The sequence below is a fragment of the Collinsella aerofaciens genome (assembly GCF_039752775.1).
In the GTDB taxonomy this organism is placed as follows: Bacteria; Actinomycetota; Coriobacteriia; order Coriobacteriales; family Coriobacteriaceae; genus Collinsella; species Collinsella aerofaciens_R.
This window is the reverse complement of record NZ_JBDMGT010000024.1, coordinates 1-25,879: the sequence shown is the minus strand read 5'-3', so window position 1 is coordinate 25,879 and position 25,879 is coordinate 1. Positions and strand designations below refer to the sequence as shown.

The window sequence follows — 25,879 nt, the reverse complement described above, 5'->3', positions numbered from 1 at the left end:
ACACGGGCTACGCCGAGGCGTGGCTGCGCCGCATGGGATACCAGCCGGACACCCGCATGCAGGGCATGGTGGGCGTCTGGTTCGGCTGGTTCGCGGCGAACAACGGCTGGTACCACTACAGCGAGCGGCGCGGCTTCCGCGTGTACAAGCGCGAGCGCGCCAGCCTGCACCCGGCGGCGCTCGTGGCCGACGAGTGGGCCAGTCTGCTCATGAACGAGAGCACGATCATCTCCAGCACGAGCGACGAGCGCCGCGCCTGGATGGCGCGCTACTTCGCCAACCCCAAGGCGACGGGCGGCGTCGGCGACGAGGGGCACGAGGACGGCCAGGCCGCGCCGCAGCCGACAGAGGACGGCGACGCGCCCACATCGTTCGCCATGGACAACGCCGACTTCATAGCCCGCGCGTTCGCCATGGGCACGGGCGCGTGGGTCATCGAGCCGCGAGGCGTGACCGACAGCGCCTACACGCCCGACGCCGAGCTGCGCATCGTGCGCTACGACGCCACGCAGATAGTCCCGCTCACGTGGAGCGCCGACGACTGCACGCAGTGCGCGTTCGTGGGCCGCGTGGAGGTCGCCGGGCGCGACTACGACCAGTGCCAGGCCCACGTGCTCAAGGGCGGCACCTACCACATCCTCACGCAGCTGTTCGACACCAAGACGCACAAGCAGGTGGCGGTCGAGGGCATCAGCGCCGACATGGACACGCGCTGCACCCGCCCGCTTTTCGCGCTGGTGCGCCCCGCCGTGTCAAACCGCTTCTACGACTACTGCGCGATGGGCGCGAGCGTGTACTGCAACGCCGTGGGGGCCATGAAGGTGGTCGACGAGGCCGCCACCTCCCTGCTCGACCACATTCGCGTGGGCCGCCCGCGCACGTTCGTGGACAAGACCCTCATAGAGTCCAAGACCGACAAGGGGCCGGACGGCAGCCTCACGAAGACCTACTACGCCTTCGGCGAGGCCGACGACACCATCTTCAGCATGAACCCCGGCGACGAGGGGTCGGCCAAGATTCAGACCGTTCAGAGCGACCTCAAGGCCGACGAGAACGCCAGCGCCATCAACACGGGCCTGCGCCTGCTGTCGGTGGCGTGCGGCTTCGGCAACGGCTACTTCTCCTGGGAGTCGCACACGGGCCTGAAGACCGCCAAGGAGGTGGCGGCCGACAACTCGCAGCTGATGCGATCCATCCACCGGCACGAGAACGCCCTGCGCAAGTCCATCGTGCGCCTCGTGAACGGCATGGCCGACGCGTGCCGCAGCATCAAGGGCGAGGCCGTGCCCTACGGCGACGTCACCGTGGACTTCGACGACTCCATCATCAGCGACACGCAGAGCGCGCGCGAGATGGCCATGAGCGAGGTCGGCGCGGGCATCATGGCCCCGTGGGAGTACCGCCGCCGCTTCTACGGCGAGACTAGCAACGAGGCCAAGGCCAACGTGCCCGAGCAGCAGGGCGGCGCGTTCGACATGCTGGGCGACGGGCTCGCCTGATGCTGGGGCCGGACTACATAGAGCACTTCACCGACGCAGCGCAGGGGGCCATGGACGAATACACCCTGCGCCTGGTGTGCATCTACGCCGCGCTCATAGGCTCCATCGACTTCGAGGGCGACAGCGCCTACTCGCAGGCCGCCCGCAAGGCGGCGCTTGCCGCCAAGGACGTGCAGAAGGCCATGAACGAGGAGGGCCGCAGAGCCGCGCGCGAGGCTGCCAAGGCTGCGGCCGAGGCCGTGGCCAAGAGCGCCGAGGCCGACCTGGCCACGCTGGGCACGGCCATGGGCGCGCTGTCCAAGACGATGCAGTGGAGGCTGCACAACTCAGCGCGGGCCACGGCGGCGGGAGTGCAGGACGTCGTGAGCCGCGACAACCTGAAGATGCCCGCCAACGTGCAGCGCGCCTACCTCGAAGTCGTGGCGCAGGCCGTGGCTCGGGTAAACTCGGGCACGGCGGGCTACGAGCAGGCCACCCGCGAGGCCGTGCTGAAGCTGGCGCGGCGCGGCGTGTCCGTCGTGGACTACAAGAGCGGGGCGTGGGCGCAGGCGGACGTGGCCATGCGCCGCCACATTCGCACGCAGGCGGTGCAGGCCGGCAGCCGTAACACGCTGGAGCTGCTTGAAGAGACTGGGCACGACCTCGTGCAGACCTCCTCGCACGGCGGGGCGCGCGAGAGCCACGCCAAGTGGCAGGGCCGCGTGTTCAGTCTGTCGGGCAAGTCCAAGAAGTACCCGCCGTTCTACCGCGAGACGGGCTACGGCTCTGTCGATGGCCTGTGCGGCGCGAACTGCAAGCACGACTTCGGCATCTACGTGGAGGGCCAGCAGCTGCGGTACGAGCGCGATCCAGATGGCGGCGACGAGAAGCGCGAGGAGCGATACCAGGCAGAGCAGAAGCAGCGCGAGCTTGAGCGCGGCATACGCGCTGCCAAGCGCGAGGCAACGGCCCTGGAGGCCGCCGGGCTCGACAACACCAAGGAGCGCCTGCGCCTGGGCAAGCTGCAGAAGCGCCAGCGCGAGCACATAGCCGCCCATCCCTACCTGTCCCGCGAGCGCACGCGCGAGGCCGCCGTGGAATCGAAGGAGCGCATCTACCCGCTTGCCACGGACAAGACCTGGGTGCGCGAGAAGTTCATGCCGGGCAAGGGCGCGGGCACCGCCGCAGACGTGAGCCGCCGCGCCGTGAACGGCAGGGCCTACCACGACAAGGTGGCGTCCCTTCCCATCCCGAAGCGCGCAAGCGAGGCCGTGTACGCCGAAAGCCGCCGCATCCTGCGCGACCGCGACGGCACGGGCTACGAACGCATGTCCGTCGTGTCGTGGAAGAAGGGCGAGCGCGTCACCGACACCTTCGGGCACGGCCTGAAGAGCCAGGCATGCGGCCTGACCGCCAAGCAGGTGGAGGCGTGCAGGCGCACCAAGGGCGGCGTGGTGCTGATCCACAACCACCCCATGAGCTCGCCGCCGTCGTGGACCGACATTCGAACGGTGGCGGAAAACGACTGGGTGCGCAGCTCGGTGGTGGCGTGCCACGATGGTACAATCTACGAAATCAAGGTGAACGACCGCAGCGTCGTACAAGCGTACGAGGAGCTGCGAGAGCTGGCGAAAAGAGAGTGCCCGAACGTGGGCGGCGACGTTATCGACCAGCTTGCCACCGAAATGCTCTACGAGCGAAACGAGGAAGCGAAATGGTTCAGGCTGACAAAAAAGAAGTGACGCCAGAGGACTGGGTGCTCGTCATAGATGACAGCGCCTCCGAGTCGAAAGCCGCCGAAAAGCTGACCAAAGAAGAGCGCGAGGAGCTTTTTGCCAAGTCCCGCAAGGTTCTGCGCGACGCGGGGCTGATGAAGTAGACCAAGCGACAACCGAGTAGACGCACGGCATCAAGGCCGCCCATCACGGGCGGCCTTTTCTTTTGCCTGGCGACACCTCGGGGAAGATGCGGTCACGCGATGGGGCGGCGACAACGGCCCCGCACGCGACCGCGGCGACAACGGCGGGCCATCCAAGCGCGCAGGGAAGCGCGAAAACCAAACACGGAAGGAGCAAGCGATGGCGGACGACAACAAGCCCCAGGGCAACGAGGGCGGCGACAACGGCCAGCAGACCGAACCGGTGAAGGAGGTCGTGTCCTACGCGAAGTACAAGCGCGAGACCGACGAGTACCAGGAGCAGGTGAAGGCCCTCAAGGCCGAGCTGGAGCAGCGCGACAAGCAGATCGAGGAGTTCACCTCCAAGGCGGGCAACGCCGAGGAGCTGCAGGCCGCGCTCGACAAGGCCAAGGCCGACAACGAGGCGTACAAGGCCGACGCCGAGAAGCGCGAGGCCGACATGCGCCGCGACTTCGCCATCGACACCAAGCTGGCGCAGATGGGGGTGCGCAACGCCAAGGCGGCGCGCGCGATCATCCCGAACATCGCTGACGCGAAGCTGGACGAGCAGGGCAACCTCACGGGCATCGACTTCGAGGCCCTGAAGAAGGATAACGCCTACATGTTCACCGACCAGCCCCGCGAGAGCGCGGGCGGCGACCCCAAGGGCGGCGCAGGCTCCGACGGCCTGGCCGACTTCCGCGCAGCTTTCGGACTCACCGACGAATCTTCAAAGGAGTAAATCATGCCAAACAGCATCGAACTGCCCAAGGGCTACGAGAACGTGCTCATGGAGGCGTACCGCAAGGAATCCCTGACCGCAGTGCTTGAGAGCGCCGCGCCGCAGGGCAACATCGCGCAGATGGAGCAGCTGGGCGAGTTCTACTATCCCGTCTACTCCATGGGCGGCCTGGGCGACGTGCAGGCCAACGGGCGACTGCCGCAGAACAGCGGCGCGTCCCTGACTTGGAAGCCCATCAGCGCCAACTACGACCGCGGCACCATCCTGGAAATCGACCAGAAAGTGGACGCCCAGTCCTTCAATCTGGCGTTCGGCAACGCCGCCGCGCACTTCAACCGCACCAAGGTGGTGCCCGAGGGAGACGCGTTCGTGTTCTCCACGCTGTGCGCAGGCACCGGCATCACCAAGGAGCAGAAGACCTACGCCGACGGCGCGGACATGCTCAAGGGCCTGAACGCCGCCATGTGCGACATGGACGAGAAGGAGGTGCCGGAAGAGGGCCGCGTGCTGTTCATCACCCCCACCCTGCTGGGTATGGTGAAGGACCTGGACACCACCAAGTCCCGAGAGGCGCTGGACGGCTTCTCCTCCATCGTGAAGGTGCCGCAGTCCCGCTTCTACAGCGCCATCGACCTTTTGGACGGCACCACCAAGGACGAGGAGATCGGCCACTACAAGAAGGGCACCGGCGCGGTGGACATGAACTTCCTCATCGTCCACAAGGACGCCGTGGTGCTGCGCTGGAACTTCGCGCACGGCAAGGTCATCGACGCCGAAGACAACCAGCAGGGCTTCGGCCACCTGTTCAAGTACCGCAAGTACGGCGTGTGCGGCGTCCGCGAGAACCTGGCGCACTACATCACCGCAGACATGAAGGCCGCGTAGGAAGGAGGCGCGACATGCGCACCGTTGGACTGGCCTTCGAGAAGGAGGCCCCGAAGAAGGCCAAGCCCGCCAAGGGCAAGGCGGAAAAGCCCGAAGCGAAGGCCGCAGACGAGCAGCCCGCCAAGGGCAAGGCGGAAAAGCCCGAGGCGGCCGAGGACGATGGAAACTAGAGCCCCGACCCACGAGGACTACCTGGCAGCCGGGCGCGGGGAGCTGTCCGCCGAGGAGTTCAAGGCGGCGCTCCCCCACGCCACGGCAGCCGTGCGCGACCTGATCTTCCCCAACGAGCCGGACGGCTCCGAGGAGTGGGCGCGCGCGGTCATGGCGGCCTGCGAGGTCGACGCCGCATACGGATGCTCGGGCGGCATCATGGAGGGCGGCGGCTTTACCGTCGGCTCGTTCTCGTGGAACCCCGGTACCGAAGGGGCCAGCACCTACCGCAGCGACATGGAGGCCGCCGTCCGCCGCGAGCTGCTTGGAACGCCGCTGCTCTACGCGGGCATCGGGGGTACCAGATGATGCGGGTGCCGCGCTCGGCGCGGCCCTCCACCATGTCCGTCAAGGTGCCCAGGGAGGGCGGCTACGGCGGCGAGTTCGAGCAGCCCGTCGAGGTGCGCCGCGTGCGCTTCGAGCCCGTCTCGGCGTGGCTCGTGCGCGAGTACGCCCTGGGCGACGGCGCGCAGGGCCTCGTGATAGCGGACGGCGCGGACAGCCCCGGCATGTTCGACGTGCCAGTGGGCAGCCGCGTGAGCATCGACGGGGGCGAGTGGATGAACGTGGCGAGGTGCACGCCCCGCCGCGCGTTCGGCACCCGTCCCCACCACTGGGAACTGGAGGTGAGGTAGCCATGCCCGCAGCAGTTACGGTCGACCTGACCAAGCTCATGAAGCGTTTCAGCGCGAAGGAGCTGGAGGCCAAGCAGGTGAAGTTCGCCATGAGCGTGGCCGAGGACATGAACGCGTTCACGCCAGAGGACACCAAGCGCATGCACAACTCCATGCAGGCCGCCTCCGACTTCAGGCAGGGCCTCGTCATATGGGACGCCGACTACGCCGCCTACGTGCGCGACCTGCCCGACAGCTCCATCAAGCACGGCAAGAACCCGAGGGCCAAGGCCGACTGGCCGAAGGCCGCGAAGGAAGCGCACGGCGAGGACTGGGAGCGCCTGGCCGTCGACCTCCTGACCGAGGGGGCGTGACATGGCCCCGGACGTGATGGAGGCGGCGAAGGCCGCCATAGAGGCCCTGGGCTACGGCCCGGTGCTCCTCACCCGCCTGGCAGCATCGCGCGGCCACGACGACGCGGTGGTGCTGAGGCCCATGCCCACGGCCGACGCGGTGCGCCACATGGACGGCACCCGCCGTGTCGGATACGTGCTGCAGGTCATCGTGAAGGACACCTCCGAGGCCAAGGCCATGGGCGACGCCTACGACCTGGCCGACGCGTTGGACGGGGCCGACCTGTCCTCGCCCACCGGCTCCTACGGCTTCACCAGCGCGGCGCTGTACACAGAGCCGCAGGAGATAACGCCGCCGGAGGGCGGGCCGTACCTGTGGGAGTTCCGAATCAAAGCGACCATAACCATAGAGAAGGGATAACGATGGCAAAGAACCAAGACCTGGGCTTCGCGCCCAACTACATGAGCGCGCTGGAGATCGACACCACGCCAGACGCGGCCAGCCCCACGTGGGCCATCTTCTCGCGCGGCATCACCGAGGTGAAGCCGACCACCAACGAGACCACCGAGACCAAGGACTACTACGACGGCTACGGCACTCCCACCGACAAGGTGAAGAGCGTGCAGCCGCAGTACGAGATCACAGGCGACCGCTGCTACGGCGACCCCGCGCAGGACTTCGTTGCCAGCCTGGCGCTTGAGACCGGCGAGGGCCGCACGGGCCACTTCCGCCACACCGACCCCAACGGCGACGTGGTGGAGGGCGACTGCACCTACCTGGGCCTGACCGTCGGCTCGCAGCAGGGCGCGGCGTCCGACCCCGGCGCGTTCTCCTGCACAATCTCGGGCGCTGGCGCTATGCGCTACATCCCCGCCAACAAGCTCAAGCAGCCCACGGGCGTCACCTGCACCGCGCCGACCGGCCCGGCCGTGGGCAAGTCCATGAAGCTCGCGCCGACCGTCACGCCCGCCGAGGCGAACGCCAAGTGCTTCTTCGCATCGGGCAACACCGACGTGGCCACCGTCGACAGCGACGGCAACGTGACGGGCGTGGCCGCAGGCGAGGCGGTCATCACCGTGCGCTGCGCGTCCAAGCCGAGCATCTGCACGCAGGTGAAGGTCACCGTGGCGGCGAAGTAGCCGCAGGCGACACCAGACATAACCTCCTGGACATGGGGGCGCGGGCTAGTGAGCGGCCCGCGCCCCTTTTCTATGCCCGACGCTCACCGCTCACGAAAGGGGCAACAAATGGAACTTCTGAAAAACATCCGCGCGTACGAGGACGTGTTCTTCGAGGACCCCGAGGAGAACCCCGACACGCCGCGCTTCCGCGTGTGGTTCGACGACAAGCACATCGAGGAGTACCTGGCCAAGGTCGGCAACGCCATCGACCGCGCGCAGGCCAACGAGCAGATGGCCCGCGAGGCCGACACCCCCGAGAAGGCGGCCGAGGCCAACGCCGCGCAGGCCCGCCTCATGAAGCGCACCATCTCGGCGTTCATCGGCACCGAGGGCTGGGAGCAGCTGCTCGCGTGGATGGGCGGCGACGAGGGCCCCATCGCGCCCGAGGAGAACATCCGCATCCTGGGCGAGGTCTTCGCCACGTTCCTCAACATGTTGGCGCGCCACGCGACCAGCGAGCAGCTGATGGCGTGCGGCCTTGCATACAGCGAGCGCGCCGATCAGGTCCAGGCGCTCAACCGCGCCCAGCGCCGCGCCAAGGCCAAGCGCAAGAAGAAGGGCGGCAAGTAATGCTGCCAGCCGCGCTCACGGCCGAGCGGGTGCGGCTGCCCGACGGCACGAGCGCCACGCGCTACCCGTGGAACGGCGAGGAGGTGCTGGTGCGCGACGACGCGCTCACGATCATCCGCGTCATCGAGGTGCTGACCGACGAGGGCAAGTCCGACGACCAGCGCCGGGACGAGTTCCTGGCGCTATTCTTCGTGGACTGGGCGGACGCGTGGTGCGCATGCGACTACGACGCCGCCGAGTTCGTGCGGATGCGCGACGCGGCGGTATGGGACATGTGCGGACTCGACCTGACCGGCGACCGCCCGCACGAGACCCCGCTGTGGGACTTGGAGGAGGACGCGGCGCGCATACGCACCAGCTTCCGCCAGGCCTACGGCATCGAGTGGGACGAGGTGCGCGGTCGCATCAGCTTTGCCGAGTTCGTGGCACTCGTGGGCGGCTGCCCGCAGGACACGCCGCTCGGCGCGGCCATCCACTACCGCAACCCGGCGACCAAGCCAAAGCCAACCAAATACAACAGGCAGGAGGTCGAGGCCTGGAACGCCGCCCACAAGGCGTTCGAACTCGGCAAAGGCCGCAGCTCACACGGCTCTGAGGAAGGAAGCGACGCGGCGATGCGCGATGTGTTCGCCGCGCTCAAGAGAGCGACGAGGTGAGCATGGACGGCAACGTCATCATCAAAGCGGTGCTCGACACCGTTGACGTATCCAAGAACATCAAGGCCCTGGAGCGCGACCTCCAGGGCATCTCCTGGAAGAACATAACCGAGGGCGACGAGAAGGCCGCGAAGCTGTCGTCCTCGTTCAAGAAGGCCGGCACGGCCGCCACGGTGACGCTGACCGCGCCCGTGGTGGCCGCCGGCAAGGCCGTATTCGGCGTGGCCAGCGACTACGAGCAGGCCAACGCCCGCATAGCCGCCGCGTTCGGCGTGTCCGGCGAGGAGGCCGAGCGTTTCAGCGGCATAGGCAAGCGCATATACGAGGGTGGCTGGGGCCAGTCCCTGGACGAGGTCAACGATGCGCTGATCCAGTGCAAGTCCACCCTTCGCGACGTGTCCGACGAGGACCTGCAGACCGTCACCACCAACGCACTCATGCTGTCGGACACCTTCGGCGCAGACGTGAACGAGTCCATACGCGGCACCAACGCCCTCATGGAGGGCTTCGGGCTGTCCGCCACCGAGGCCAGCGACCTGCTGACGGCGGGCATGCAGCGCGGCCTGAACTACACCGACGAGCTGGGCGACAACCTGAGCGAATACTCCGTGCGATGGGGCGAGGCGGGAATGAGCGCCAGCGAGTACTTCTCGCTGCTCGAAGCGGGCACGTCCAACGGCGCGTACAACCTGGACAAGGTGGGCGACTACCTCAACGAGTTCCTGACGGCGCTGTCCGACGGCCGCATGGAGGAATCCATCGGCTCGTTCAGCGAGGGCACGCAGGAGGTCTTCGAGAACTTCAAGAACGGCAGCGCCACCGCCGAGGACATGCTGCAGGCGGTGCTGGGCGACCTCACGCAGATGCCAAACGAGTACGACAAGGCCGCGCTGGCCTCCACCCTGTGGTCCTCGCTGGGCGAGGACAATGCCATGGGCATGATCGAGTCCCTGGCGGGCGTGCAGGACAGCTTCGGCGACGTGGCGGGCGCTGCGCAGCAGGCCCAGGAGGCCGCCTCCGACAGCTTCGCCGTGAAATCGCAGGAGGCCATGCGCGAGCTGCAGGGCTCCATCGAGCCGCTTGGCGAGCCGCTGCTCAACATCGCCACCAACGTGGCGGGTGTCGTCAAGTCGTTCTCCGAGTGGTTCGCCGGCATCGGCGAGGGCGGCCAGACCGCCGTGCTGGCGATCGCCACGATAGCGGCCGCCATAGGCCCCGTGCTGTCGACGGTCGGCACCGTCGTGGACACCGTGCCGAAAATCGGAGCGGCCTTCCAGGTGGTCGGCAAGCTGGGCACCGGCGCGCTGGGGCTCATAGCCGCGCACCCTGTGGTAGCGGCCATAGCGGCCATCATCGCCGCCGTGGTGCTGCTGTGGAACAACTGCGAGGAGTTCCGCGACGCGGTGACCGCCGTGTGGGATGCCGTGTGCGCCGCGTTCGAGGTGGCCACCCAGGTGGCGGGCGACGTGGCCCAAAGCGTCGGCGAGTTCTTCTCGCAGCTCGGCGAGACGCTGGGCGGCGTGTGGGACGGCATCTGCTCCACGGTGCAGGGGGCCATCGACGCCATAGCCGGGTTCTTCCAAGGCCTGGCCGGCACCGCCTCGTCCATCTGGGACGGCATCTGCAACGTGGTGCAGGTCGCCGTGATGCTTCTGGGCGAGATTCTGAACCTGGCCATCGAGACGCTGCTCATACCCTGGAACTTCATCTGGGAGAACTTCGGCGAGCGGCTGACGGCGGCATGGGACGCAATCTGCGGCGCGGTGGGAGGCTACATCGACGCGGTGAGCCAGGTCATCACCGACGTGGTGACGGCGCTCTCCGAATGGTGGGGCGCGACGTGGGAAGGCATCAGCGGCACCGCCAGCGCCATATGGGAGGCCATCTACGGCGCGGTGAGCGCGTACATCCAGTACGTCAGCGACGTGATAGGCGCGGCCCTTGGGGTCATCCAGGGCGTGTGGGACACGGTGTGGGGCGCGGTGAGCTTCACCTCCTCCAGCATATGGGATGCCATCAGCTCGGCGATAGGCGCGGCCATCAATGCCATCAGCTCCACCATATCGGCGGTGCTGTCGGCAATTCAGGCGGTGTGGGACTCCATATGGGGTGCCGTGAGCAGCACGGCGTCGAGCGTGTGGGGCGGCATCAGCTCCACCATATCCAGCATCGTGAACGGCATCCGCGACACCATCTCCAGCGTGTTCAACGCCGCCAAGGACACCGTGAGCAGCGTGTGGAACTCCATCAAGAGCGCCATCGAGACGCCGATACAGAACGCCCGCGACACCGTGCGCAACGTCATCGACTCCATCAAGGGGTTCTTCAACTTCTCGTGGTCGCTGCCCCACCTGAAGCTGCCGCACCTGTCCATCTCCGGCAGCTTCAGCATCGCCCCGCCGAGCGTACCGCACTTCGGCATCGACTGGTACGCCAAGGGCGGCGTGTTCAACGGCCCCAGCGTCATCGGCGTCGGCGAGGCGGGCCCCGAGGGCGTGGTGCCGTTCAACGAGCGCGGCGCGCGCCCGCTGGCCGAGGGCATCGCCAAGCTGCTCGACGGCAAGGGCGGCGCGTCCCATGGCGACACGAACGTGACAATCAACCTGTACGCGACCGTGCGGGAGGAGGCCGACATCGAGAAAATCTCCCGCCAGATAGCCAAGGAAATCAAACGGCAGGAGTGCTTCGCATGATATACAACGGCTTCGACTTCGCGCCGTGGTTCGACACCCGGCTCGTGACCCGCTCGCTGCTGCCCGAGTACGAAATCGCCACGCGCGACGTGCCCGGGCAGCCCGGCTCGCGCTTCATGCGCGCAGAGCTGAAACCCCTGACGATAGACGTAGCGGCGGCCTGGAGGGCACGCCCCGCCGACGATATGGCGGCCCTTCGCCGCCTCATGGCCTCGCGCCTGCTGTGCCTCAAGGAGGCCGAGCTGTGGCTGGACGACGAGAGGCACCTGGGCCTGCGATACATGGCCGTGCTGACCTCGCCGGGCGCGCTCGACACGTTATGGCACACCGGCGAGGCTACGCTGACGTTCACGGCATACGACCCCGTGGCCTACGGGGCCGAGGGGCGCGCAACCGTGTCGGGCACCTCGGGCGTGCAGGTGGGCGGGACGTTCCGCACCTACCCCACCGTGACCGTCAGGCCCGGCGGCAGCACGTCGGCGCTGCGGCTGACGAACATGGGCACGGGCGAGTTCGTGCAGATCGACAAGGCGGTGACGGCATCGAGCGCGGTGGTTATCGACATGGCCGCCCCGCAGGCCACGGTGGACGGCAGCCCCGCGCCCGTGACCTTCGAGAGTGACTTCTTCCCGCTGGAGCCGGGGGCCAACAGCCTCAAGCTGTCCAGCGGCACCGCGACGGTACAGTGGACGGAAAGGTACGTGGGCTGATGATTCTGTGGGCATGCGACCGCTGGGAGGCGTACAAGGGACCCATCAAGACGCTGTTCGAGTGCGAGGACACGCGCGAGGTCAACGGCGAGAACGCCCTGAGTATCACAACGCTGGCGCGCCTGGACAAGGGCGACCGCCTGGTGTGGCGCGACCTCAAGGGCCGCTGGCACGAGAACATCGTGGACGGCGTGGAAGAGGAGCGCGCAAGCGCGGGCATCCTCTACACGTACTACTGCCCGACCTCGGCGCAAATCGAGCTCCTGGGCGACTACCTGGAGGACAAGCGCCCCTACGACGTGAGCGCCTACGCCGCGCTGGCCTCGGCGCTGTCCTCCTCGCGCTGGCAGGTCGGAACCGTGGCCGACCTCGGGCAGGCCGGCACGAACTTCTACCACACCAACGCATGGGCGGCCATCCACGACGTGGCAAACACTTGGGGCGGCGAGCTGTCGTTCGAAATCCAGGTGAGCGGCACCAAGGTGACCGCACGCCGCGTGTGCATGGCCAAGCAGGTCGGCGAGGACAACGGCAAGCGTTTCACCTACGCCAAGGACCTCGTGAGCGTCAAGCGCAGCGTGGACGAGGGCAACGTGTGTACCGCCCTGTACGGCTACGGCAAGTCCCTGCAGACCGCCGACGAGGACGGCAACCTGACGGGCGGCTACGATCGCAAGCTGACCTTCGGCGACGTGAACGGCGGGCAGAACTGGGTGGGGTCGGCCGACGCGCTGGCGCGCTGGGGACGGCCCGACGGCAAGGGCGGCAAGGCGCACGTGTTCGGCGACGTGGAGTTCTCCGACTGCGAGGACGCCGCCGAGCTGAAGAAGCTCACCGAGGCGCAGCTGGCGAAGTCGTGCGTGCCCACCGTGTCCTACACTGCGGACGCCGTGGCGCTTGCGCGCGCCGGCGAGGGCTTCGAGGGCGCGGACGAGGGCGACCTGGTGACCGTGGTGGACAAGGTGTACGACCCGCCGCTGCGCGTGCGCACGCGCATCACCAAGGTGGTGGAGGACCAGCTGCGCCCCGGCGAGGTCACCTACACGTTCGGCAACTACCAGACGGTCGCCGAGCTGATGGCCGCGCAGAAGTCGGCCGCCAAGTCCACCGCCTCGACCATCCGGGCGACCGTGACCGAGGCCGTGAACGCCTCGAACAAGGCATCGACCGGCAAATGGGGCGAGAGCCTGGCGGCCGCCGAGGAGCGCCAGAAGGCGTACGCCAAGGAGGTCGGCGGCTCCGCCCAGGACTACACCGACCAGATAAGGGACGAGCTGGACAAGGCCCTCAGGGAGTACGCCGACAACGGGGACACCACGCTGGAGGAGGCGCTGAAGAAGTACTCCGACGACGGCAACCTGGACCTGGACGAGGTGCTGCGCCTGTACACCGACACGTCGATAGAGCAAAGCGAGAGCGTGCTCAAGCAGATAGACGAGGCCAACAAGGAGTACCTGGAAGGCGTCACGGGCAAGCTGGACGAACGGCTGACGAGCGCCGAGGGCGAGGTGGATGGGCTGCAGAAACAGCTCGACCAGCTGCCGACGGATATCCGCAAGAAGATCGTTGACATGCTCAACAGCGAGGTGAACACCACGGGCGGCTGGGTGTACGAGGAGCCCGGCCAAGGCATCCTGGTGTACGACAAAAAGCCCGAGAGCGCCACCAAGTGCGTCAAGATAGGCGGCGGAATCATCGGCGTGGCCAACTCCAAGTACTCCAGCGGCGCGTGGAAGTGGCGCACGGCCATAACCGGCGACGGCGTGACCGCCGACGAGCTGACCACGGGCCGCATCAAAGGCGGGAACTCGTACTGGGACCTCGACAGCGGGGCCTTCTACCTGCGCGACGGCTCCATCTTCATGACCGACAGCAACGGCAACAGGGTCTATATCAACGCCACCAACGGCTTCCAGATATACGACAAGAACGGCTCCATCATCGCGGGCACCGTGCTGGTGGGCAGCACCTCCATGTTCCGCTGCAACATGGTCGGCACGTCGTCAACCAACTACATCACCACCGGCACGACGACGAACAACCACCCGGGAGCGTCGTTCGTGAACGGCTCGACCGAGTACTGCACCATCGAGGCCGTCCACGCGAAGGACAGCCCCACGGCGAGCTCGACCGACGGCGTGGGCATATCCGCCTGCGGCTACGGCTTCCTGGCAGGCAACCGCTACTACCGCCAGACGTGGCTGACGACCCCCTACTACGCGGGCTACATGAGCCATCCCGACGAGCAGCTGTACATGAGGAGCGGCAACAGCAACGCGGGCGGCTCGGCGTACGTGAAGCTGCAGGAGAACTCCAACAACTACATGTACCTGGATAGCAGCCGCGCAGACATTGGGTCGTCGGGCACCGCCAGGATACTCGCCCCGAAGTTCGCCATAGGAACCAGTCCGAGCAGCGGCGGCACCTACGGGTACACGGGCTCCACGCAGTTCATCGGGTGCATCACCAACAACGGCAACAAATGGACGTGGGGCACCATCAACGTGGTGAACGGAATCATCACCGGCATGAGCAGCATCACGGGAAACTAGACCAGCGAGAGAGGAAACGGAATGTTCTACCACCTTGTGCAGCAGCCCGAAGCGCCGCAGGCGCTCGACGGCGCGCCGAAGCCGCCCGAGGCGCTTCCGGTGTTCGAGTGCATCAGCGACCCGGCCACGGCGCGGGCCATCGTGGAATCGGAAGACGTGTTCGAGTTCGACGGCAAGGGCGGCTTCACGCTCGTGTCCAGCCCCGTGGCCGTCATGGACGCGGAAGGCGGCGAGGCCAACGCCGTGGACTTCTCGGCGCTCACCGACGAGGAGATATGCGGGGTCCACAGAGCGCAGCCCGGCGACATATCGCGGACACTTGCGGCCGAAGGAAAGGAATGAGGCATGGCAACGCACGAGCTTACGCTCAACCTCAAGAAGACCAACATAGCGCCGCCCGTCATCACCGTGCACCAGGGCGACAGCGCCGAGGTCCTGAAGGCCGCCATCTACGACGGCGACAAGAAGGCGGCCCTGACGGGCTGCAAGGTGCACCTCATGGCTGCGAAGCCCGACCACACCTACGTGGAGCAGCAGTTCACTGGCATCAGCGACAACGTGGCCACCGTGACGGTCGACCCCGCCGTCTTCGGCGTGGCCGGGCTGCTCAAGGTGTGCTACGTGCGCGTGCGGAACGCGGCGGGGCTGGACGCCACCACCGAGAACGTCCTGGTGAACGTGCTGCCCTCGGCGAGCGCGTCGGGCGAGATATCCGGCCCGTACGTCGATGCGGTGGAGGCGATCATCGCGAACCTCGAAGGGCAGCTAGCCGACGTGAGCGCGCTGAACGCGCAGATGCAGAAGGCCGAGGCCTCCCGCGCGAGCGCGGAAAACCAGCGCGCCACGAACGAGAGGGCACGCCAGACCGCCGAAACCAAGCGCGCAGAGGCCGAGAAGAAGCGAGCCACGGCGGAAAGCGACCGCGTGACCGAGGCGTCGCAGCTGAAGACGGCCTCGCAAGCCGCCACGGCTGCGGCAAACGGCGCGGCCTCGAACGCCGACGCGGCGGCAAACATCGCCCTGCAGATAGCCAACAGCGTGGCGCAGGGCAGCGCGGGCAGCTCGGACATGGCCAAGCAGAAGCAGCAGATAGCCGACCTGTACGGCAAGCTGGCCGACGCCACGGACGCGTTCATCTACGACGACGGCACCGTGTACTGCCCTGCCTCCAAGGCCAGTGCATCTGGCAGCACCATCACGTTCGGGAGCACCTGCACGGCGTCCGGCACAACCCTCAACCTCAAGTAGAAAGGCAACGAAATGGCACAAGCGAAAACCCTGTCGGTGGGCGGCATCGGCTACGAGGTCATCGACGATACCGCGCGCAGCAACGCGCAGACGGCGCTCAACAACGCCGAGTACAACCGCCAGGGCCAAATCGGCAAGTACGGCGGGCAGAACATCGCCACCATCCTGGCGGGAGAGATCGGCAGCGGCAGCGTGTACGACGCGCTGCACAAGCGAGCGGCGGCCGGCAACTTCGCGGGCCTTCGCGTCGGGGACTACATCGACGTGCCTCTCGTGAGCGCGTCCGCCGTCACCACCCAGCAATCTGCGCGGTTCCTGCTTGCCCACATCGACCCGTACCTCTACTGCGGCGACAACAGCAAGGGCCACCATATCGCGTTCGTGGCGTCCGCCCCCGTGGCCGTGGCAAAATCCGTGACAGGCGTGGCAAACGACAGCTTCCTAATGTGGAACACCACCAACACGAACCAGGGCACCGCCGACCAGAAATGCCCCTACCCCAACAGCAACCTCAAGGCGTGGGAGACGGCCTTCGAGGCCTGCCTGCCCGAGGGGCTGACCAAGTACCTGCTGACCCAGCGCGTCCTGCTGGAGGAGCGTTACAGCGCAAGCGGCGCGCTCAACGACTCCAACTCGTGGAGCTGGCAGGATATCGGCAAGGTGTTCTCGCTGTCGGAGATGGAGGTGTACGGCTGCCCCGTGTGGGGGACGAAGGGCTACAGCGTCGGCTTCGACTGCCAGTGGGACCTGTTCCGCGACACCGCTCACCGAGTCAACGGAAATCGGTGCAGTTGGTGGTTGCGTTCCGTCATGGGTGGCTCCTCGTCCACCGTGTGCTACGTCAGCAGCTACGGCACGGCCTCCTGCCCTTCGGCGACGGGCGTCTGGGTTCGCCCCCGCCCCGGCTTCCTCGTCGGCTAGCCAGCCGAGTGCTCTATACTCTGCTTCTAGGCGACCGCCTTGCGCGGTCGCCTCCTGCCCGCGAAGCGGGCCGTTTTTTCCGCCAGTTTCCCCAGGAGGTGCACGTGAGCGGCGTCTACCAGCGCAACCGCGAGGTGTCCGAGTACAAGTTCTTCACGCAGGCCATCGCCATCCGCGTGGAGGTCAACAAGCTGATGGCGTCGTCCTCCGTGGTTCCGAAGGCCTACCGTCTGCTGAACGCGGTGCCGACCGTGGAGACGGCGCGCAGCATCGTGTACAACGTCAACCGCGCCGACTGCTTCTACCCCAACACCTCGTTCAACGCGCTGGAGAGGAAACGCTACCTGACGCTGGCCATAGCTGACTGCGAGCAGCTGATGCTGGACATGCAGTGCCTCATGGATATCGGCCTGCCCGTGAACGCCAACCGCTTCGAGGAGCTGGCGGCCATGGTCGAGGAGGAGATCAGGCTGCTGAAGGGCGCACGCAAGAACGTGCGCGTGACGGGCAAGAAGTCCACCGAGGAGCGCATAGCCGAGGCCGAGGCCGAGCTAGAGCGCCTGCGTTCGCTATAATGGGCGGCGGTCGCGCCTTGTTTATCGGTACAATTGGTGGTTGCGTTCCGTCATGGGTGGCTCCTCGTCCAACGTGTGCTACGTCAACAACAACGGCAATGCCAACTACAATTCGGCGACGAACGTCTGGGTTCGCCCCCGCCCCGGATTCCCTTACTGCCAGACCGAGTAGGCCCCAGGGCCGAAAGCAGAGCGCGGAGAGGAAGGAAGGCGCGACCGTCGGGCTCACGCCCGTAAATACGCACCCCGCGAGGGTGGCCGGACGCTGCTTGCATGGCGCGGCGCTCCGTGGCTTCGCCGCGTTTCATGGCCATACCTCAAGCGGCTGTCAGAGCCACATTGCAAGCCGTGCGGGGTGCCTTCTGTGAACTCCGAGCAAAGGCGGGCGGCGCGCCGGAAGCGCCGCGAGGAGAAGCGGGCCAAGGCCAAGGCCGAGCGCGTCAAGGCGTGCACGCTTGAGACCGTGGCGGACCTCAACCGCCTGTGCAAGGCTTCAAAGCAGGCCGCGCGGGGCGTCATGTGGAAGTCGTCCACGCAGCGGTACATGAGAAGCTACCTGCGCAACGCCGTCCTGTCCCGCCGCGACCTTTTGGAGGGCCGCGACATATGCCGGGGCTTCATCCGCTTCGACCTATGGGAGCGCGGCAAGCTGAGGCATATCAGCGCCGTGCACTTCCCCGAGCGCGTGGTGCAGAAGTCGCTGTCGCAGAACGCGCTCGTGCCCGCGATCGCGCCCACCCTCATAGCCGCGAACTCAGCGAACATAAAGGGGCGCGGCACCGACTACGCCCTGAAGCTGCTCAAGCGCCACCTGGCCGACCACTGGAGGCGGCACGGCCGCGAGGGCTACATACTGCTCGGCGACTTCTCCGACTACTTCGCGCGCATAGCGCACCAACCCGTCAAAGACCAGGTGGCCTCCGCGCTGCTAGATCCGCGCGTGGTCGCCTTGGAGCACCGCCTGATAGACGCGCAGGGCGATGTGGGCCTGGGGCTGGGCAGCGAGCCGAACCAGATATGCGCCGTGGCCCACCCCAACCGCATCGACCACTACGTAATCGAGATGCTGCGCCCCGAGTCTTACGGGCGCTACATGGACGACTTCTACCTGATACACGAGTCCAATGACTACTTGCAGGTGTGCCTGCTGCTGATAGAGGGCAAATGCGCCGAGCTGGGCATCGAGCTGAACCCGCGCAAGACGCGCGTGGTGAAGCTCACGCGCGGGTTCACGTGGCTGAAGAAGCGCATCTTCTACACGGAGACGGGCCGCATAGTCGTGAAGCCGTGCCGAGACTCCATAACGCGGGAGCGCCGCAAGCTCAAGAAGATGGCCCGCATGGTCGCCGACGGCATCATGACCCCCGAGCAGGTGGAGCAGAGCTACCAGAGCTGGCGCGGAGGCATGAAGCGGCTGGACGCGCACCGCAGCGTGCGGGCCATGGACGCGCTGTACCGCAGCCTGTTCGGAAATCCCGCGGGGGGGGGTTGCTCAATGCAATCCAAACCTGGAGGCGACACGGATGGGAACATGCCCCTACCCTAGCAACGGAAGGAGCGACCCATGACGGAACAGGAAATCGCCGGGGAGATCAACGGCTACAAACAGCAGCTTGAGCAGAGCGACTACAAGGTCATGAAGGCGGTGGAGCGCATCTTCTCCGCATCGTCCATCACCGACCTGCTCTCGGCCATCGCCGCAGCTGCCAAGGAGGTGGCCGAGATCATCTCGCAGCGCCAGACGTGGCGCGACCGCATCAACGAGCTGGAAGCCATGGAGCCCGACCAGCCGGAAGCGCCGCAGGAGTAGCGAGCGCCCCTTCGGGGGCGCTTTTCTTTTGCCCGGCGACACCTCGCGGACAATCGCGGCAGCGATTCGAGGAGGTGAGAAAACGAATGACCGACGTGCTGGGAATCTTCGCGCCGTACGGCCCCGGGTCGCTTTTCGGCGCGCTGCTCGTCCTAGTGGTCCTGTACTTCGGCAAGCAGTTCCTCGAAGAGTTCAAGGCCCAGAACGAGCGCAAGGCGAACATCGACCTCAAGCGCGAGGAGCGAAAGCAGGACGAGGTGAACGAGCGGGCGCAGCGCGACCGCGAGCGAAGCCAGATGGAGGGCCGCATCGCCGCGCAGATGGAGCGCAGCAACGCGCTGATGGAGGCTATGAAGGCGCTCATGGAGTCCGTCGTGACCTCCAACGAGGTGCTGCACGCCGACCTGGCGAACAGCCAGGCGCGCAGCCAGGGCATGGCGGCGAAGGTCGACCACATCGCCGACCGCGTCGACCTGCTCTACAAGGAATCGGCTCGATAGAAAGGAATCCGAAATGACAGAAATGCAAGCAATCGCAGCCATCGTGCTGTCTTTCGCCGTGCCGTTCGCGGTGCAGCTGATCAAGACCGAGGCCATGACCGGCAAAGCCGCGCGCATCCTGGCGCTGGGCTGCTCGCTCCTGGCGGGCGTCGTGACCGGCTTCGTGGGCGGCGTGCCCGCAGACCCGGGCGCATGGGTCACGTGCGCCTTCGCCGTGGTAGGCGGCGTGCAGGCGGCCTACACGCTGTTCAAGTCGGTGGGCATCACATCCAAGTGGCTCGACGCCCTGCTGGGCGTGACCGTAGGCGGGAAGGAGTAGGCAATGGCTAAACTGTTCATCATCTGCGGCCACGGCGCTGGCGACCCCGGCTGCTGCGCAGGCGGCTGCACCGAGGCCGAGCGCGTTCGCGCCCTGGGCCAGCGAATCAAGGAACTGGGCGGTTCCGAGGTCGAGCTGGGCGATACGTCCCGCAACTGGTACGCCGACGGCGGGCTTAACCGCCTGAGCACCGACGCGCCAGTGGTGGAGCTGCACATGGACGCCAGCGGCATCGCCACGGCCCACGGCGCGCACGTCATCATCAAGGAGGGCTTTGAGCCTGACGAGTACGACAATGCGCTGGCCGACAAGCTGGCGGCGTTCATGCCCGGGCGCTCCGAGAAGCTGGTGCGCCGTTCCGACCTCGCGAACCCGAACCGAGCCGCCGCGCGCGGCATCAACTACCGCCTGTGCGAGAACGGCTTCATCGACAACGACGGCGACCGCGAGAAGTTCAACGGCAACCTGGACGAGCTGGCGCGCATCTACCTGGAATGCTTCGGCATCACTGCTGGAAGCGCCCCCGCAGCCGTCCCGCAGCCGCAGCCTGCGCAGCAGGAAACGACCGAGAACTTCGGCGGCACCTACCGCTGCACTGTGGACTACCTGCGCGTGCGCGACGCCCCCGGCCTGGGCGGCACCGAGGTGGCGCACTATTCCAGCGGCGAGACCGTGACGCTGGATAACTGGTACAAGATCGCCGACGGCTACGTGTGGGGCCGATACACGGGCTACAGCGGCGCAACGCGCTACATTGCCGTGGGCAAGGCCACGGGCAAGCCAGAGGCCGACGACTATCTGGTGAAGGTGGGATAGGCCATGCCGTACCCGAGCCCCGCAGACGAGGAGCGCAACGGCGGGTGCGGCCCCATCCTCGCGGCGGTCGTCCTGCTGTTCATCGTCCTGGCCGCCGCCAGCTGCGCGTCGCAGGCCATGGGAGCGCAAGACGTGACCGTGAGGCAAGCCCGCACGGACGGCCCCGTATACGACCTGCCCGAGGGCATCGGCCAGGAAATCGTGTGCGACGAGCACAACCGCGAGTACCTGCTGCTTACCACCGAGCAGGGCGGCGTGTTCCTCATGCCGTACATGGACGAGGACGGCGAGCAGGAGATCATGCCGCAGGCCTAGAACGCAAAGAAGCCGCCCCGTATGGAGCGGCTTCTTTCTATCTGACGAGCAATACGAACGCCCGCCTAACGACGAACACGCGCATGTGTTCGCCTACTGAACAGTTGGTGGAGGCGCGGAGAATCGAACTCCGGTCCACGAAAGCCCCCTGATTGGCATCTCCAAGCTCAGTCGCTGGTTTAGTCTCGGACGCTTTGCGCGCAGCGACACGCTCGCGGCATCCCAACCGGTTCGGTCTTAGCCCGCGCCATACCGATTACGTGCGCGGGAGCATTCCCCTAAAATGACGTCGCGCCGGTGTCGGGGAAATCACCGGGTTGACGCGCCGCTATAAACTAAGCAGCGAGAGCCATAGGCTCAAAAGAAGAGTTGTTGTCAATTCAATTTGACGGTACCCCTGTTTAACGAGGCGAGGAGACCTCGGCTTGCTTCCTCTCTCAGAGCTATCGTGTCGAAACCAGTCGCCCCCGAATGTCGGGAAGTCTGGATGGCATTGGGCACGAGCACCCAACACCCGTCGACTTTTCAAGGAACATACGGGGCGAGCCCCGCTTGTGTTGAGTTATCTTACCACGTTCTGAAAGCGGACAGTTGTTCTATGCACAAGCTGTGAAGACCCCAATGTGCGCCGCACTTCGCATTTTTGCTACCGATCGCGTCACGTATATTTTCGCCAAGCAAAATTGCCCGTCGAAAGGACCGTTATGGATACCAAGCAGCAACTCGTCAATGCCCTCGCAGGTCTGGGCTCAACCATTACCGAAGCTATGGATGTCATCGAAGGCTTTGTCCCCTGCGGACATCCCGCTCTCACGGTATCGAACGCACTCGTCGCGCTGGACGCTGACGATGATGCAGCTCTCGCCCAGCAGCTTGAGACCGTCGAGGGCTTTATCGACCACGTGAGTGAGAACCGCGGCGTGACCGCCTACCACGGCATCGAGGTCGAGCTCGCGGGTCCCAAAGCCGATCTGCTCGCAGCAATCCGCGAGGCAGGCGCCCTTATGCAGACCGCAGGCGTCAAGAACACCCAGGTCAACGAGTGGGTCTACCGCAGCCTGGCAGCACTAAACGGTTCCGACGAAAAGGCAGCCGAGCAGCTCGCAGAAAGTCCCGCCATTAAGGCCGAGCTTTTGTAAATAGCAGACGCGGGTCCCTTGGCGCATCGTCGTCCAAGAGGCCCGCAAACAGTTCGCGTCAACCGATAGCCGCGCCGCCGTGTTCGGCTAAAGCAAGAATCGACATCATTTGGCGCGGGGTCTTTGCTGCAAGATCGGCATGTTCGAGCAGCTTGGGATCGTTGGTCACCAAGTAATCGACCTGTGCGCGCTTGCACGCGGCGAGCACCAAGTTGTCCTCGTAATCGCGATGGAGCGTCAGATATTTGTCGGCTAGCCACAGATCGGATGCATCAGCGCCCACGGCCGTGGCGTTTTCGGTCATGTTCCGAACAAACGCCAACGCCGCATCGCCAATTGCGCGGGCAGATGCCTCGTCGAGCGCTCCCCCACTGGCAAGAACGCTACGCTTCAGCTCGTGTTGGACAACGTACAGCACGTCCTTGGCGATATGCACCGGAAAGAACAGCAATGCCCCCGCCTCCGTCGCCTGCCCAATAAACGCACGTGCGGCAAGCGACTCGGCATGGTCGGCGCAAAACGAATCAACCCATACGTTGGCATCCACCATTATTTTGAGGAGAGCCCCGCTCACAGGATCATCCCCTTTTGGCGATAGCGCTCGTCCATGGCTTCGGAATAGATTGTGTCCCAACCGCGATCGTCGGATACGGGCGACGCAGCGATGCCCAAGTCTGCATAGAGCCGGTCTGCCGCTGCCCACGACGCGGCGAACGGAGTATCGGGCGCGACGGTCTGCTGCCGGTCGTCGACGGCCGCAAGCACTTCCTCGCACTGCCCGCCACCCTGCGCGACCTTGGCCACCACCTTTTTGATGAGCTCGGGCAGCGACCCGCCCGAAAGCCGCAGCGCCTCCTCGGCACGGTTCTTGACCTGGCGATCCACGCGAACGTTCACCTGCGCCATGCCGCTAACAGCACCCACGTCGATCTCGCTCCCTTCAATTGCTAGCCCTGCTAGCAACACTATATAGAGAAGCTAGCACATGGTCAAATGCAAAAGGCCTGCGCCCGGACGACACCGATGCCGTCTGGGCGCAGGCCAGATAACGTGCGCGAACACGTCTGCTAGCGCAGGTAAGCCTTTGCGTTGCCCAGGCTGTAGGCGATCGTCGAGCCGTTATGCAGCAGTGACGACGTCTGCGGAGTAATCATGCCGGTAATACCCAATGCCAACAGCGCCGAGTTGGTGAGCATCACCTTGGAATATGAACTCGTCAGACGGTCGATAAGCCCCTGACTCATACGGCGCAGACGCACGATTGCGGCCAGATTCGTATCGGTCAGGATGATATCGGCGACCTCCTTGACGATGTCGCTTCCGCCGCCCATTGCCAGCCCCACGTCGGCCAAACCGAGCGCCGGCGAATCGTTGACGCCGTCGCCCACCATGGCAACATGGCGCCCCTCGCTCTTAATGTGCTCCACATAAGCGTACTTGTCCTCGGGCAGCAGCTCGGCCTTAAACTCGTCGACCCCTGCCTCTCGCGCAATGCGCTCGGCCGTGCGCTCGGAGTCGCCCGTGAGCATAACGACATGCTTGACGCCAAGCGCATGCAGGTCGGCGATGGCCTCGCGGACCCCGGGCTTGAGCGGATCCTCGATGCCGAGCACGCCCACGACCGTGCCGTCGACCGCCAGATACAACGGCGACAAGCCCTGCATCTGGAACTCGATTTGCTCCTTAATGTCGGACTCGAGCTGCGCGCCCTCATCCTCAAACACAAAGTGTGCCGAGCCAATAATTGCGCGACGACCCTCGATGGACGAAGCGATGCCGTGTGCCACGATATACTCGACAGCAGCATGGCGCTCGCGATGCTCGAGCTCGCGCTCGCGTGCCGCATTGACCACGGCGCGTGCCACCGGATGCGGGAAATGCTCCTCTAAGCAGGCGGAAAGGCGCAGAACCTCGTCCTCGCTCCAGCCATCGGTGGTGAGCACGCAGGCAAGACGCGGCTGCGCCTCGGTAAGCGTGCCGGTCTTATCAAACACGATGGTATCGGCCTTGGCAAACGACTCAAAGTACTTCGCGCCCTTGACCATGACGCCCATCTTGGCAGCATCGCTCATGGCAGTCATGACAGCAACGGAACCCGTGAGCTTGAGTGCGCACGAGTAGTCGACCATCAGTGCCGCTGAGGTCTTGATGAGGCTGCGGGTGGTAAGCGCAACCAGGCCCGCGAGCAGGAAGTTCCACGGGACGATCTTGTTGGCAAGGTCTTCCATATGCGACTGGCCCTCGGACTTGAGCGAGTCGGCCGTCTGCACGAGCGAGACGATTGAGCGCAGTTTGGTTTGCGCCGTATTGGCGCGCACGTGCACCAAGATGCTGCCATCTTCCACGACGGTGCCGGCGAACACGTCGTCGCCTGCGCTGCGCTCGACGGCAAGCGGCTCGCCGGTCAGGGTCGCCTGGTTGACCATAGCGCTCCCCTGCTCGACAACACCGTCGATGCAAATGGACATGCCAGTGCGCACGGCGACAAGATCGCCGGGCTCAAGCTCGGTCGCGGCAACGCTTACCTCGGTGTCGCCGACGACCTTTTGCGCCTTGTCGGGCACATCGAGCAGCGAGTTGATGAGCTCGTTTTCGCTCATGGCGCGCGTGTAGTCCTCGAGCAATTCGCCCACGTTGAGCAGGAACATCGTCTGGCCCGCGGTATTGACGTCGCGCTTAACAAACGAGATGCCAATGGCCGAGGCATCGAGCACGGGGACGGTCAGACACGGTTGCGCGAGCTCGTGGAGAGCGGCGCGCAAAAAGGTCATGTAACCGGCCACGACAAACACCGCACGCAGAGGCGTAGGCAGGAACCAGCGGCGCGCGTAGTGGGCGCCGATAAGTGTGGCAAGATCCATGACGAGCTTGTGCTTGCGTGGCTCAAGCTGCATCACGTAACCCGTCTTTGCGTCGGCAATGGCCTGGGCATCGAGCGCACCCAAGGCGTCGAGCACGCCCGCACGACATTGCTCGTCATATTCGAGCGCCATCTGGCCAATACGGCCATAAACGCGCACCTTGTGCACGCCGTCGATATCGCCGCTGAGCTTAAGAAGTGCATCGAGATCACTCTCTGGCACAGGACCCGCCAATTGAAGACGGGTCCTGCCGGGGATCTCGCTAATAATCGAGAATCTCATAGTTTGTGCCTAGGAGCGCTACTCGGCTGCCTTGTCTGCAGCGGACTCGCTCTGGGTGATGTAGGCAGCCTCGGCAACCATGTCATCGACATTGGCCTTGGCCTGCTCGACCATGTCCTGGTAGCAGTTCTTGACGCGCATACCGCACGCGATGCCCTGCACGCAGGCATTCTTGACCGGAGCGCTGGTAAGCAGCTTGATGCCGGCCGTGCCAAGCAGAAAACCGCCACCGACAAGCAGGGTATTGAACGTCGACTTCTTCATGTTGCTTCTCCCTTTTGCCGCATTGGACGCGGCACGGTGCCTCAGCACCCGAGTAAATAAGTTTGCTCGAGCACACTTTTGAAAAATAGTTTAGTTTATCTAACTATTAAGGTCAACAAAGGTTAACTTTTTGGAAATCTTGAAGCGCGATGTGACCAAAGGGACAGCCCCTTTGCCACCCGCACAAAAAAATGAGGGCGCCAACGGCGCCCTCATTCACCAAATTCAATCCAGCCCACCTGACCCGAACGGCCGAGTCGTCACGGAACCCGGGAGCCCCGGCAGGG

31 protein-coding genes, 1 other RNA gene and 1 pseudogene are annotated in these 25,879 nt (G+C 65.4%); 28 read left to right on the top strand and 5 right to left on the bottom strand.

Annotation, left to right across the window (positions count from 1 at the left end):
* Positions 1–32 precede the first annotated feature (32 nt).
* The 27 genes and pseudogenes from ABHR63_RS07345 to ABHR63_RS07215 all read left to right on the top strand — a co-directional run bounded on the left by ABHR63_RS07345 (position 33) and on the right by ABHR63_RS07215 (position 21,046).
* Positions 33–1,499 carry a phage portal protein gene (locus ABHR63_RS07345; protein WP_346964638.1) on the top strand — a complete coding sequence of 489 codons (1,467 nt, stop codon included), beginning with the start codon at positions 33–35 and terminating at the stop codon, positions 1,497–1,499.
* A 50-nt stretch (positions 1,500–1,549) separates the two neighbouring features.
* Positions 1,550–3,220, top strand: coding sequence for a phage minor capsid protein (locus ABHR63_RS07340; protein ID WP_346964639.1), 1,671 nt, complete (start codon positions 1,550–1,552; stop codon positions 3,218–3,220).
* Entirely contained in the window at positions 3,193–3,357 is a 165-nt protein-coding gene (locus ABHR63_RS07335; RefSeq protein ID WP_158573939.1) for a hypothetical protein, read from the top strand. Before ABHR63_RS07340 ends, ABHR63_RS07335 begins: the two co-directional genes overlap by 28 nt.
* A 199-nt stretch (positions 3,358–3,556) precedes the next feature.
* A complete protein-coding gene (locus ABHR63_RS07330) occupies positions 3,557–4,117 on the top strand; it encodes a phage scaffolding protein (protein WP_346964640.1) in 561 nt (186 codons plus the stop codon).
* A gap of 3 nt (positions 4,118–4,120) precedes the next feature.
* Positions 4,121–5,002 (top strand): hypothetical protein, encoded by an 882-nt coding sequence (locus ABHR63_RS07325; RefSeq protein WP_346964641.1) that lies wholly within the window; start codon positions 4,121–4,123, stop codon positions 5,000–5,002.
* A gap of 14 nt (positions 5,003–5,016) precedes the next feature.
* Complete coding sequence (locus ABHR63_RS07320; RefSeq protein ID WP_158559642.1) at positions 5,017–5,172, top strand: hypothetical protein; 156 nt, start codon at positions 5,017–5,019, stop codon at positions 5,170–5,172.
* A complete protein-coding gene (locus tag ABHR63_RS07315; RefSeq protein WP_117637878.1) occupies positions 5,162–5,521 on the top strand; it encodes a hypothetical protein in 360 nt (119 codons plus the stop codon). Before ABHR63_RS07320 ends, ABHR63_RS07315 begins: the two co-directional genes overlap by 11 nt.
* A gap of 32 nt (positions 5,522–5,553) precedes the next feature.
* Positions 5,554–5,847 (top strand): putative minor capsid protein, encoded by a 294-nt coding sequence (locus ABHR63_RS07310; RefSeq protein ID WP_147336073.1) that lies wholly within the window; start codon positions 5,554–5,556, stop codon positions 5,845–5,847.
* 2 nt (positions 5,848–5,849) lie between these two features.
* Positions 5,850–6,200, top strand: a complete 351-nt coding sequence (locus tag ABHR63_RS07305; RefSeq protein WP_118349157.1) for a minor capsid protein — start codon at positions 5,850–5,852, stop codon at positions 6,198–6,200.
* A gap of 1 nt (position 6,201) precedes the next feature.
* Entirely contained in the window at positions 6,202–6,600 is a 399-nt protein-coding gene (locus tag ABHR63_RS07300) for a phage tail terminator protein (RefSeq protein ID WP_161160593.1), read from the top strand.
* A gap of 2 nt (positions 6,601–6,602) precedes the next feature.
* On the top strand, positions 6,603–7,319 hold the full coding sequence (locus ABHR63_RS07295; RefSeq protein WP_346964643.1) for a phage tail tube protein: 717 nt from the start codon (positions 6,603–6,605) through the stop codon (positions 7,317–7,319).
* A 108-nt stretch (positions 7,320–7,427) separates the two neighbouring features.
* On the top strand, positions 7,428–7,931 hold the full coding sequence (locus ABHR63_RS07290; RefSeq protein ID WP_158573936.1) for a hypothetical protein: 504 nt from the start codon (positions 7,428–7,430) through the stop codon (positions 7,929–7,931).
* On the top strand, positions 7,931–8,587 hold the full coding sequence (locus ABHR63_RS07285) for a Gp15 family bacteriophage protein (RefSeq protein ID WP_161160595.1): 657 nt from the start codon (positions 7,931–7,933) through the stop codon (positions 8,585–8,587). Before ABHR63_RS07290 ends, ABHR63_RS07285 begins: the two co-directional genes overlap by 1 nt.
* Positions 8,588–8,589: 2 nt before the next feature.
* Complete coding sequence (locus ABHR63_RS07280) at positions 8,590–11,280, top strand: phage tail tape measure protein (RefSeq protein ID WP_346964644.1); 2,691 nt, start codon at positions 8,590–8,592, stop codon at positions 11,278–11,280.
* Entirely contained in the window at positions 11,277–11,990 is a 714-nt protein-coding gene (locus tag ABHR63_RS07275; protein WP_117637885.1) for a distal tail protein Dit, read from the top strand. The genes ABHR63_RS07280 and ABHR63_RS07275 overlap by 4 nt, the downstream gene beginning before the upstream one ends.
* Positions 11,990–14,542 (top strand): phage tail spike protein, encoded by a 2,553-nt coding sequence (locus ABHR63_RS07270; RefSeq protein ID WP_346964645.1) that lies wholly within the window; start codon positions 11,990–11,992, stop codon positions 14,540–14,542. The genes ABHR63_RS07275 and ABHR63_RS07270 overlap by 1 nt, the downstream gene beginning before the upstream one ends.
* A gap of 21 nt (positions 14,543–14,563) precedes the next feature.
* Complete coding sequence (locus ABHR63_RS07265) at positions 14,564–14,884, top strand: hypothetical protein (RefSeq protein ID WP_117637887.1); 321 nt, start codon at positions 14,564–14,566, stop codon at positions 14,882–14,884.
* Between the two features lie 3 nt (positions 14,885–14,887).
* Positions 14,888–15,790, top strand: a complete 903-nt coding sequence (locus tag ABHR63_RS07260) for a BppU family phage baseplate upper protein (RefSeq protein WP_346964646.1) — start codon at positions 14,888–14,890, stop codon at positions 15,788–15,790.
* 12 nt (positions 15,791–15,802) lie between these two features.
* Positions 15,803–16,711, top strand: a complete 909-nt coding sequence (locus tag ABHR63_RS07255; protein WP_346965933.1) for a DUF6273 domain-containing protein — start codon at positions 15,803–15,805, stop codon at positions 16,709–16,711.
* 104 nt (positions 16,712–16,815) lie between these two features.
* Complete coding sequence (locus tag ABHR63_RS07250; RefSeq protein ID WP_035136722.1) at positions 16,816–17,286, top strand: hypothetical protein; 471 nt, start codon at positions 16,816–16,818, stop codon at positions 17,284–17,286.
* A 31-nt stretch (positions 17,287–17,317) separates the two neighbouring features.
* Positions 17,318–17,458 (top strand): annotated as a pseudogene (locus tag ABHR63_RS07245) (DUF6273 domain-containing protein); the annotation flags it as partial.
* Between the two features lie 192 nt (positions 17,459–17,650).
* Positions 17,651–18,832: an RNA-directed DNA polymerase gene (locus ABHR63_RS07240; protein WP_346964648.1), complete on the top strand. Its 1,182-nt coding sequence runs from the start codon at positions 17,651–17,653 to the stop codon at positions 18,830–18,832.
* An 18-nt stretch (positions 18,833–18,850) separates the two neighbouring features.
* On the top strand, positions 18,851–19,096 hold the full coding sequence (locus tag ABHR63_RS07235) for a hypothetical protein (protein WP_117637890.1): 246 nt from the start codon (positions 18,851–18,853) through the stop codon (positions 19,094–19,096).
* 74 nt (positions 19,097–19,170) lie between these two features.
* Positions 19,171–19,596 (top strand): hypothetical protein, encoded by a 426-nt coding sequence (locus tag ABHR63_RS07230; RefSeq protein ID WP_346964649.1) that lies wholly within the window; start codon positions 19,171–19,173, stop codon positions 19,594–19,596.
* Positions 19,597–19,609: 13 nt separating this feature from the next.
* Entirely contained in the window at positions 19,610–19,915 is a 306-nt protein-coding gene (locus ABHR63_RS07225; protein ID WP_117637892.1) for a hypothetical protein, read from the top strand.
* Between the two features lie 3 nt (positions 19,916–19,918).
* Positions 19,919–20,731: an N-acetylmuramoyl-L-alanine amidase gene (locus ABHR63_RS07220; protein WP_117765363.1), complete on the top strand. Its 813-nt coding sequence runs from the start codon at positions 19,919–19,921 to the stop codon at positions 20,729–20,731.
* 3 nt (positions 20,732–20,734) lie between these two features.
* On the top strand, positions 20,735–21,046 hold the full coding sequence (locus ABHR63_RS07215; protein ID WP_346964650.1) for a hypothetical protein: 312 nt from the start codon (positions 20,735–20,737) through the stop codon (positions 21,044–21,046).
* 105 nt (positions 21,047–21,151) lie between these two features.
* On the opposite strand, the gene ssrA is transcribed toward ABHR63_RS07215, so the two are convergent.
* Positions 21,152–21,515, bottom strand: a transfer-messenger RNA (tmRNA) gene (ssrA, locus tag ABHR63_RS07210).
* A 235-nt stretch (positions 21,516–21,750) separates the two neighbouring features.
* On the opposite strand from ssrA, the gene ABHR63_RS07205 reads away from it, so the two are divergent.
* Positions 21,751–22,185: a hypothetical protein gene (locus tag ABHR63_RS07205; RefSeq protein WP_346964651.1), complete on the top strand. Its 435-nt coding sequence runs from the start codon at positions 21,751–21,753 to the stop codon at positions 22,183–22,185.
* Positions 22,186–22,243: 58 nt separating this feature from the next.
* Here ABHR63_RS07205 and ABHR63_RS07200 read toward each other — a convergent pair whose 3' ends face one another.
* The 4 genes from ABHR63_RS07200 to ABHR63_RS07185 form a co-directional block, all read right to left on the bottom strand.
* Positions 22,244–22,759 carry a type II toxin-antitoxin system VapC family toxin gene (locus ABHR63_RS07200; RefSeq protein WP_346964652.1) on the bottom strand — a complete coding sequence of 172 codons (516 nt, stop codon included), beginning with the start codon at positions 22,757–22,759 and terminating at the stop codon, positions 22,244–22,246.
* Complete coding sequence (locus tag ABHR63_RS07195) at positions 22,756–23,109, bottom strand: hypothetical protein (RefSeq protein ID WP_346964653.1); 354 nt, start codon at positions 23,107–23,109, stop codon at positions 22,756–22,758. The genes ABHR63_RS07200 and ABHR63_RS07195 overlap by 4 nt, the downstream gene beginning before the upstream one ends.
* Positions 23,110–23,252: 143 nt before the next feature.
* Positions 23,253–25,268, bottom strand: coding sequence for a heavy metal translocating P-type ATPase (locus ABHR63_RS07190; RefSeq protein WP_346964654.1), 2,016 nt, complete (start codon positions 25,266–25,268; stop codon positions 23,253–23,255).
* A gap of 78 nt (positions 25,269–25,346) precedes the next feature.
* The gene (locus tag ABHR63_RS07185) at positions 25,347–25,592 is read right to left on the bottom strand and encodes a DUF6110 family protein (RefSeq protein ID WP_346964655.1); all 246 of its coding nucleotides are present in this window, start codon (positions 25,590–25,592) and stop codon (positions 25,347–25,349) included.
* Between the last annotated feature and the right edge of the window lie 287 nt (positions 25,593–25,879).

Coding starts and splice junctions, on each gene's coding strand:
- ABHR63_RS07255 (WP_346965933.1), top strand. CDS start 15,803: ATGGCACAAGCGAAAACCCTGTCGGTGGGCGGCATCGGCTACGAGGTC.
- ABHR63_RS07315 (WP_117637878.1), top strand. CDS start 5,162: ATGGAAACTAGAGCCCCGACCCACGAGGACTACCTGGCAGCCGGGCGC.
- ABHR63_RS07305 (WP_118349157.1), top strand. CDS start 5,850: ATGCCCGCAGCAGTTACGGTCGACCTGACCAAGCTCATGAAGCGTTTC.
- ABHR63_RS07330 (WP_346964640.1), top strand. CDS start 3,557: ATGGCGGACGACAACAAGCCCCAGGGCAACGAGGGCGGCGACAACGGC.
- ABHR63_RS07260 (WP_346964646.1), top strand. CDS start 14,888: ATGGCAACGCACGAGCTTACGCTCAACCTCAAGAAGACCAACATAGCG.
- ABHR63_RS07310 (WP_147336073.1), top strand. CDS start 5,554: ATGTCCGTCAAGGTGCCCAGGGAGGGCGGCTACGGCGGCGAGTTCGAG.
- ABHR63_RS07285 (WP_161160595.1), top strand. CDS start 7,931: ATGCTGCCAGCCGCGCTCACGGCCGAGCGGGTGCGGCTGCCCGACGGC.
- ABHR63_RS07205 (WP_346964651.1), top strand. CDS start 21,751: ATGGATACCAAGCAGCAACTCGTCAATGCCCTCGCAGGTCTGGGCTCA.
- ABHR63_RS07320 (WP_158559642.1), top strand. CDS start 5,017: ATGCGCACCGTTGGACTGGCCTTCGAGAAGGAGGCCCCGAAGAAGGCC.
- ABHR63_RS07300 (WP_161160593.1), top strand. CDS start 6,202: ATGGCCCCGGACGTGATGGAGGCGGCGAAGGCCGCCATAGAGGCCCTG.
- ABHR63_RS07340 (WP_346964639.1), top strand. CDS start 1,550: ATGGACGAATACACCCTGCGCCTGGTGTGCATCTACGCCGCGCTCATA.
- ABHR63_RS07290 (WP_158573936.1), top strand. CDS start 7,428: ATGGAACTTCTGAAAAACATCCGCGCGTACGAGGACGTGTTCTTCGAG.
- ABHR63_RS07185 (WP_346964655.1), bottom strand. CDS start 25,592: ATGAAGAAGTCGACGTTCAATACCCTGCTTGTCGGTGGCGGTTTTCTG.
- ABHR63_RS07325 (WP_346964641.1), top strand. CDS start 4,121: ATGCCAAACAGCATCGAACTGCCCAAGGGCTACGAGAACGTGCTCATG.
- ABHR63_RS07225 (WP_117637892.1), top strand. CDS start 19,610: ATGACAGAAATGCAAGCAATCGCAGCCATCGTGCTGTCTTTCGCCGTG.
- ABHR63_RS07215 (WP_346964650.1), top strand. CDS start 20,735: ATGCCGTACCCGAGCCCCGCAGACGAGGAGCGCAACGGCGGGTGCGGC.
- ABHR63_RS07280 (WP_346964644.1), top strand. CDS start 8,590: ATGGACGGCAACGTCATCATCAAAGCGGTGCTCGACACCGTTGACGTA.
- ABHR63_RS07275 (WP_117637885.1), top strand. CDS start 11,277: ATGATATACAACGGCTTCGACTTCGCGCCGTGGTTCGACACCCGGCTC.
- ABHR63_RS07270 (WP_346964645.1), top strand. CDS start 11,990: ATGATTCTGTGGGCATGCGACCGCTGGGAGGCGTACAAGGGACCCATC.
- ABHR63_RS07220 (WP_117765363.1), top strand. CDS start 19,919: ATGGCTAAACTGTTCATCATCTGCGGCCACGGCGCTGGCGACCCCGGC.
- ABHR63_RS07335 (WP_158573939.1), top strand. CDS start 3,193: ATGGTTCAGGCTGACAAAAAAGAAGTGACGCCAGAGGACTGGGTGCTC.
- ABHR63_RS07235 (WP_117637890.1), top strand. CDS start 18,851: ATGACGGAACAGGAAATCGCCGGGGAGATCAACGGCTACAAACAGCAG.
- ABHR63_RS07265 (WP_117637887.1), top strand. CDS start 14,564: ATGTTCTACCACCTTGTGCAGCAGCCCGAAGCGCCGCAGGCGCTCGAC.
- ABHR63_RS07295 (WP_346964643.1), top strand. CDS start 6,603: ATGGCAAAGAACCAAGACCTGGGCTTCGCGCCCAACTACATGAGCGCG.
- ABHR63_RS07345 (WP_346964638.1), top strand. CDS start 33: ATGGGATACCAGCCGGACACCCGCATGCAGGGCATGGTGGGCGTCTGG.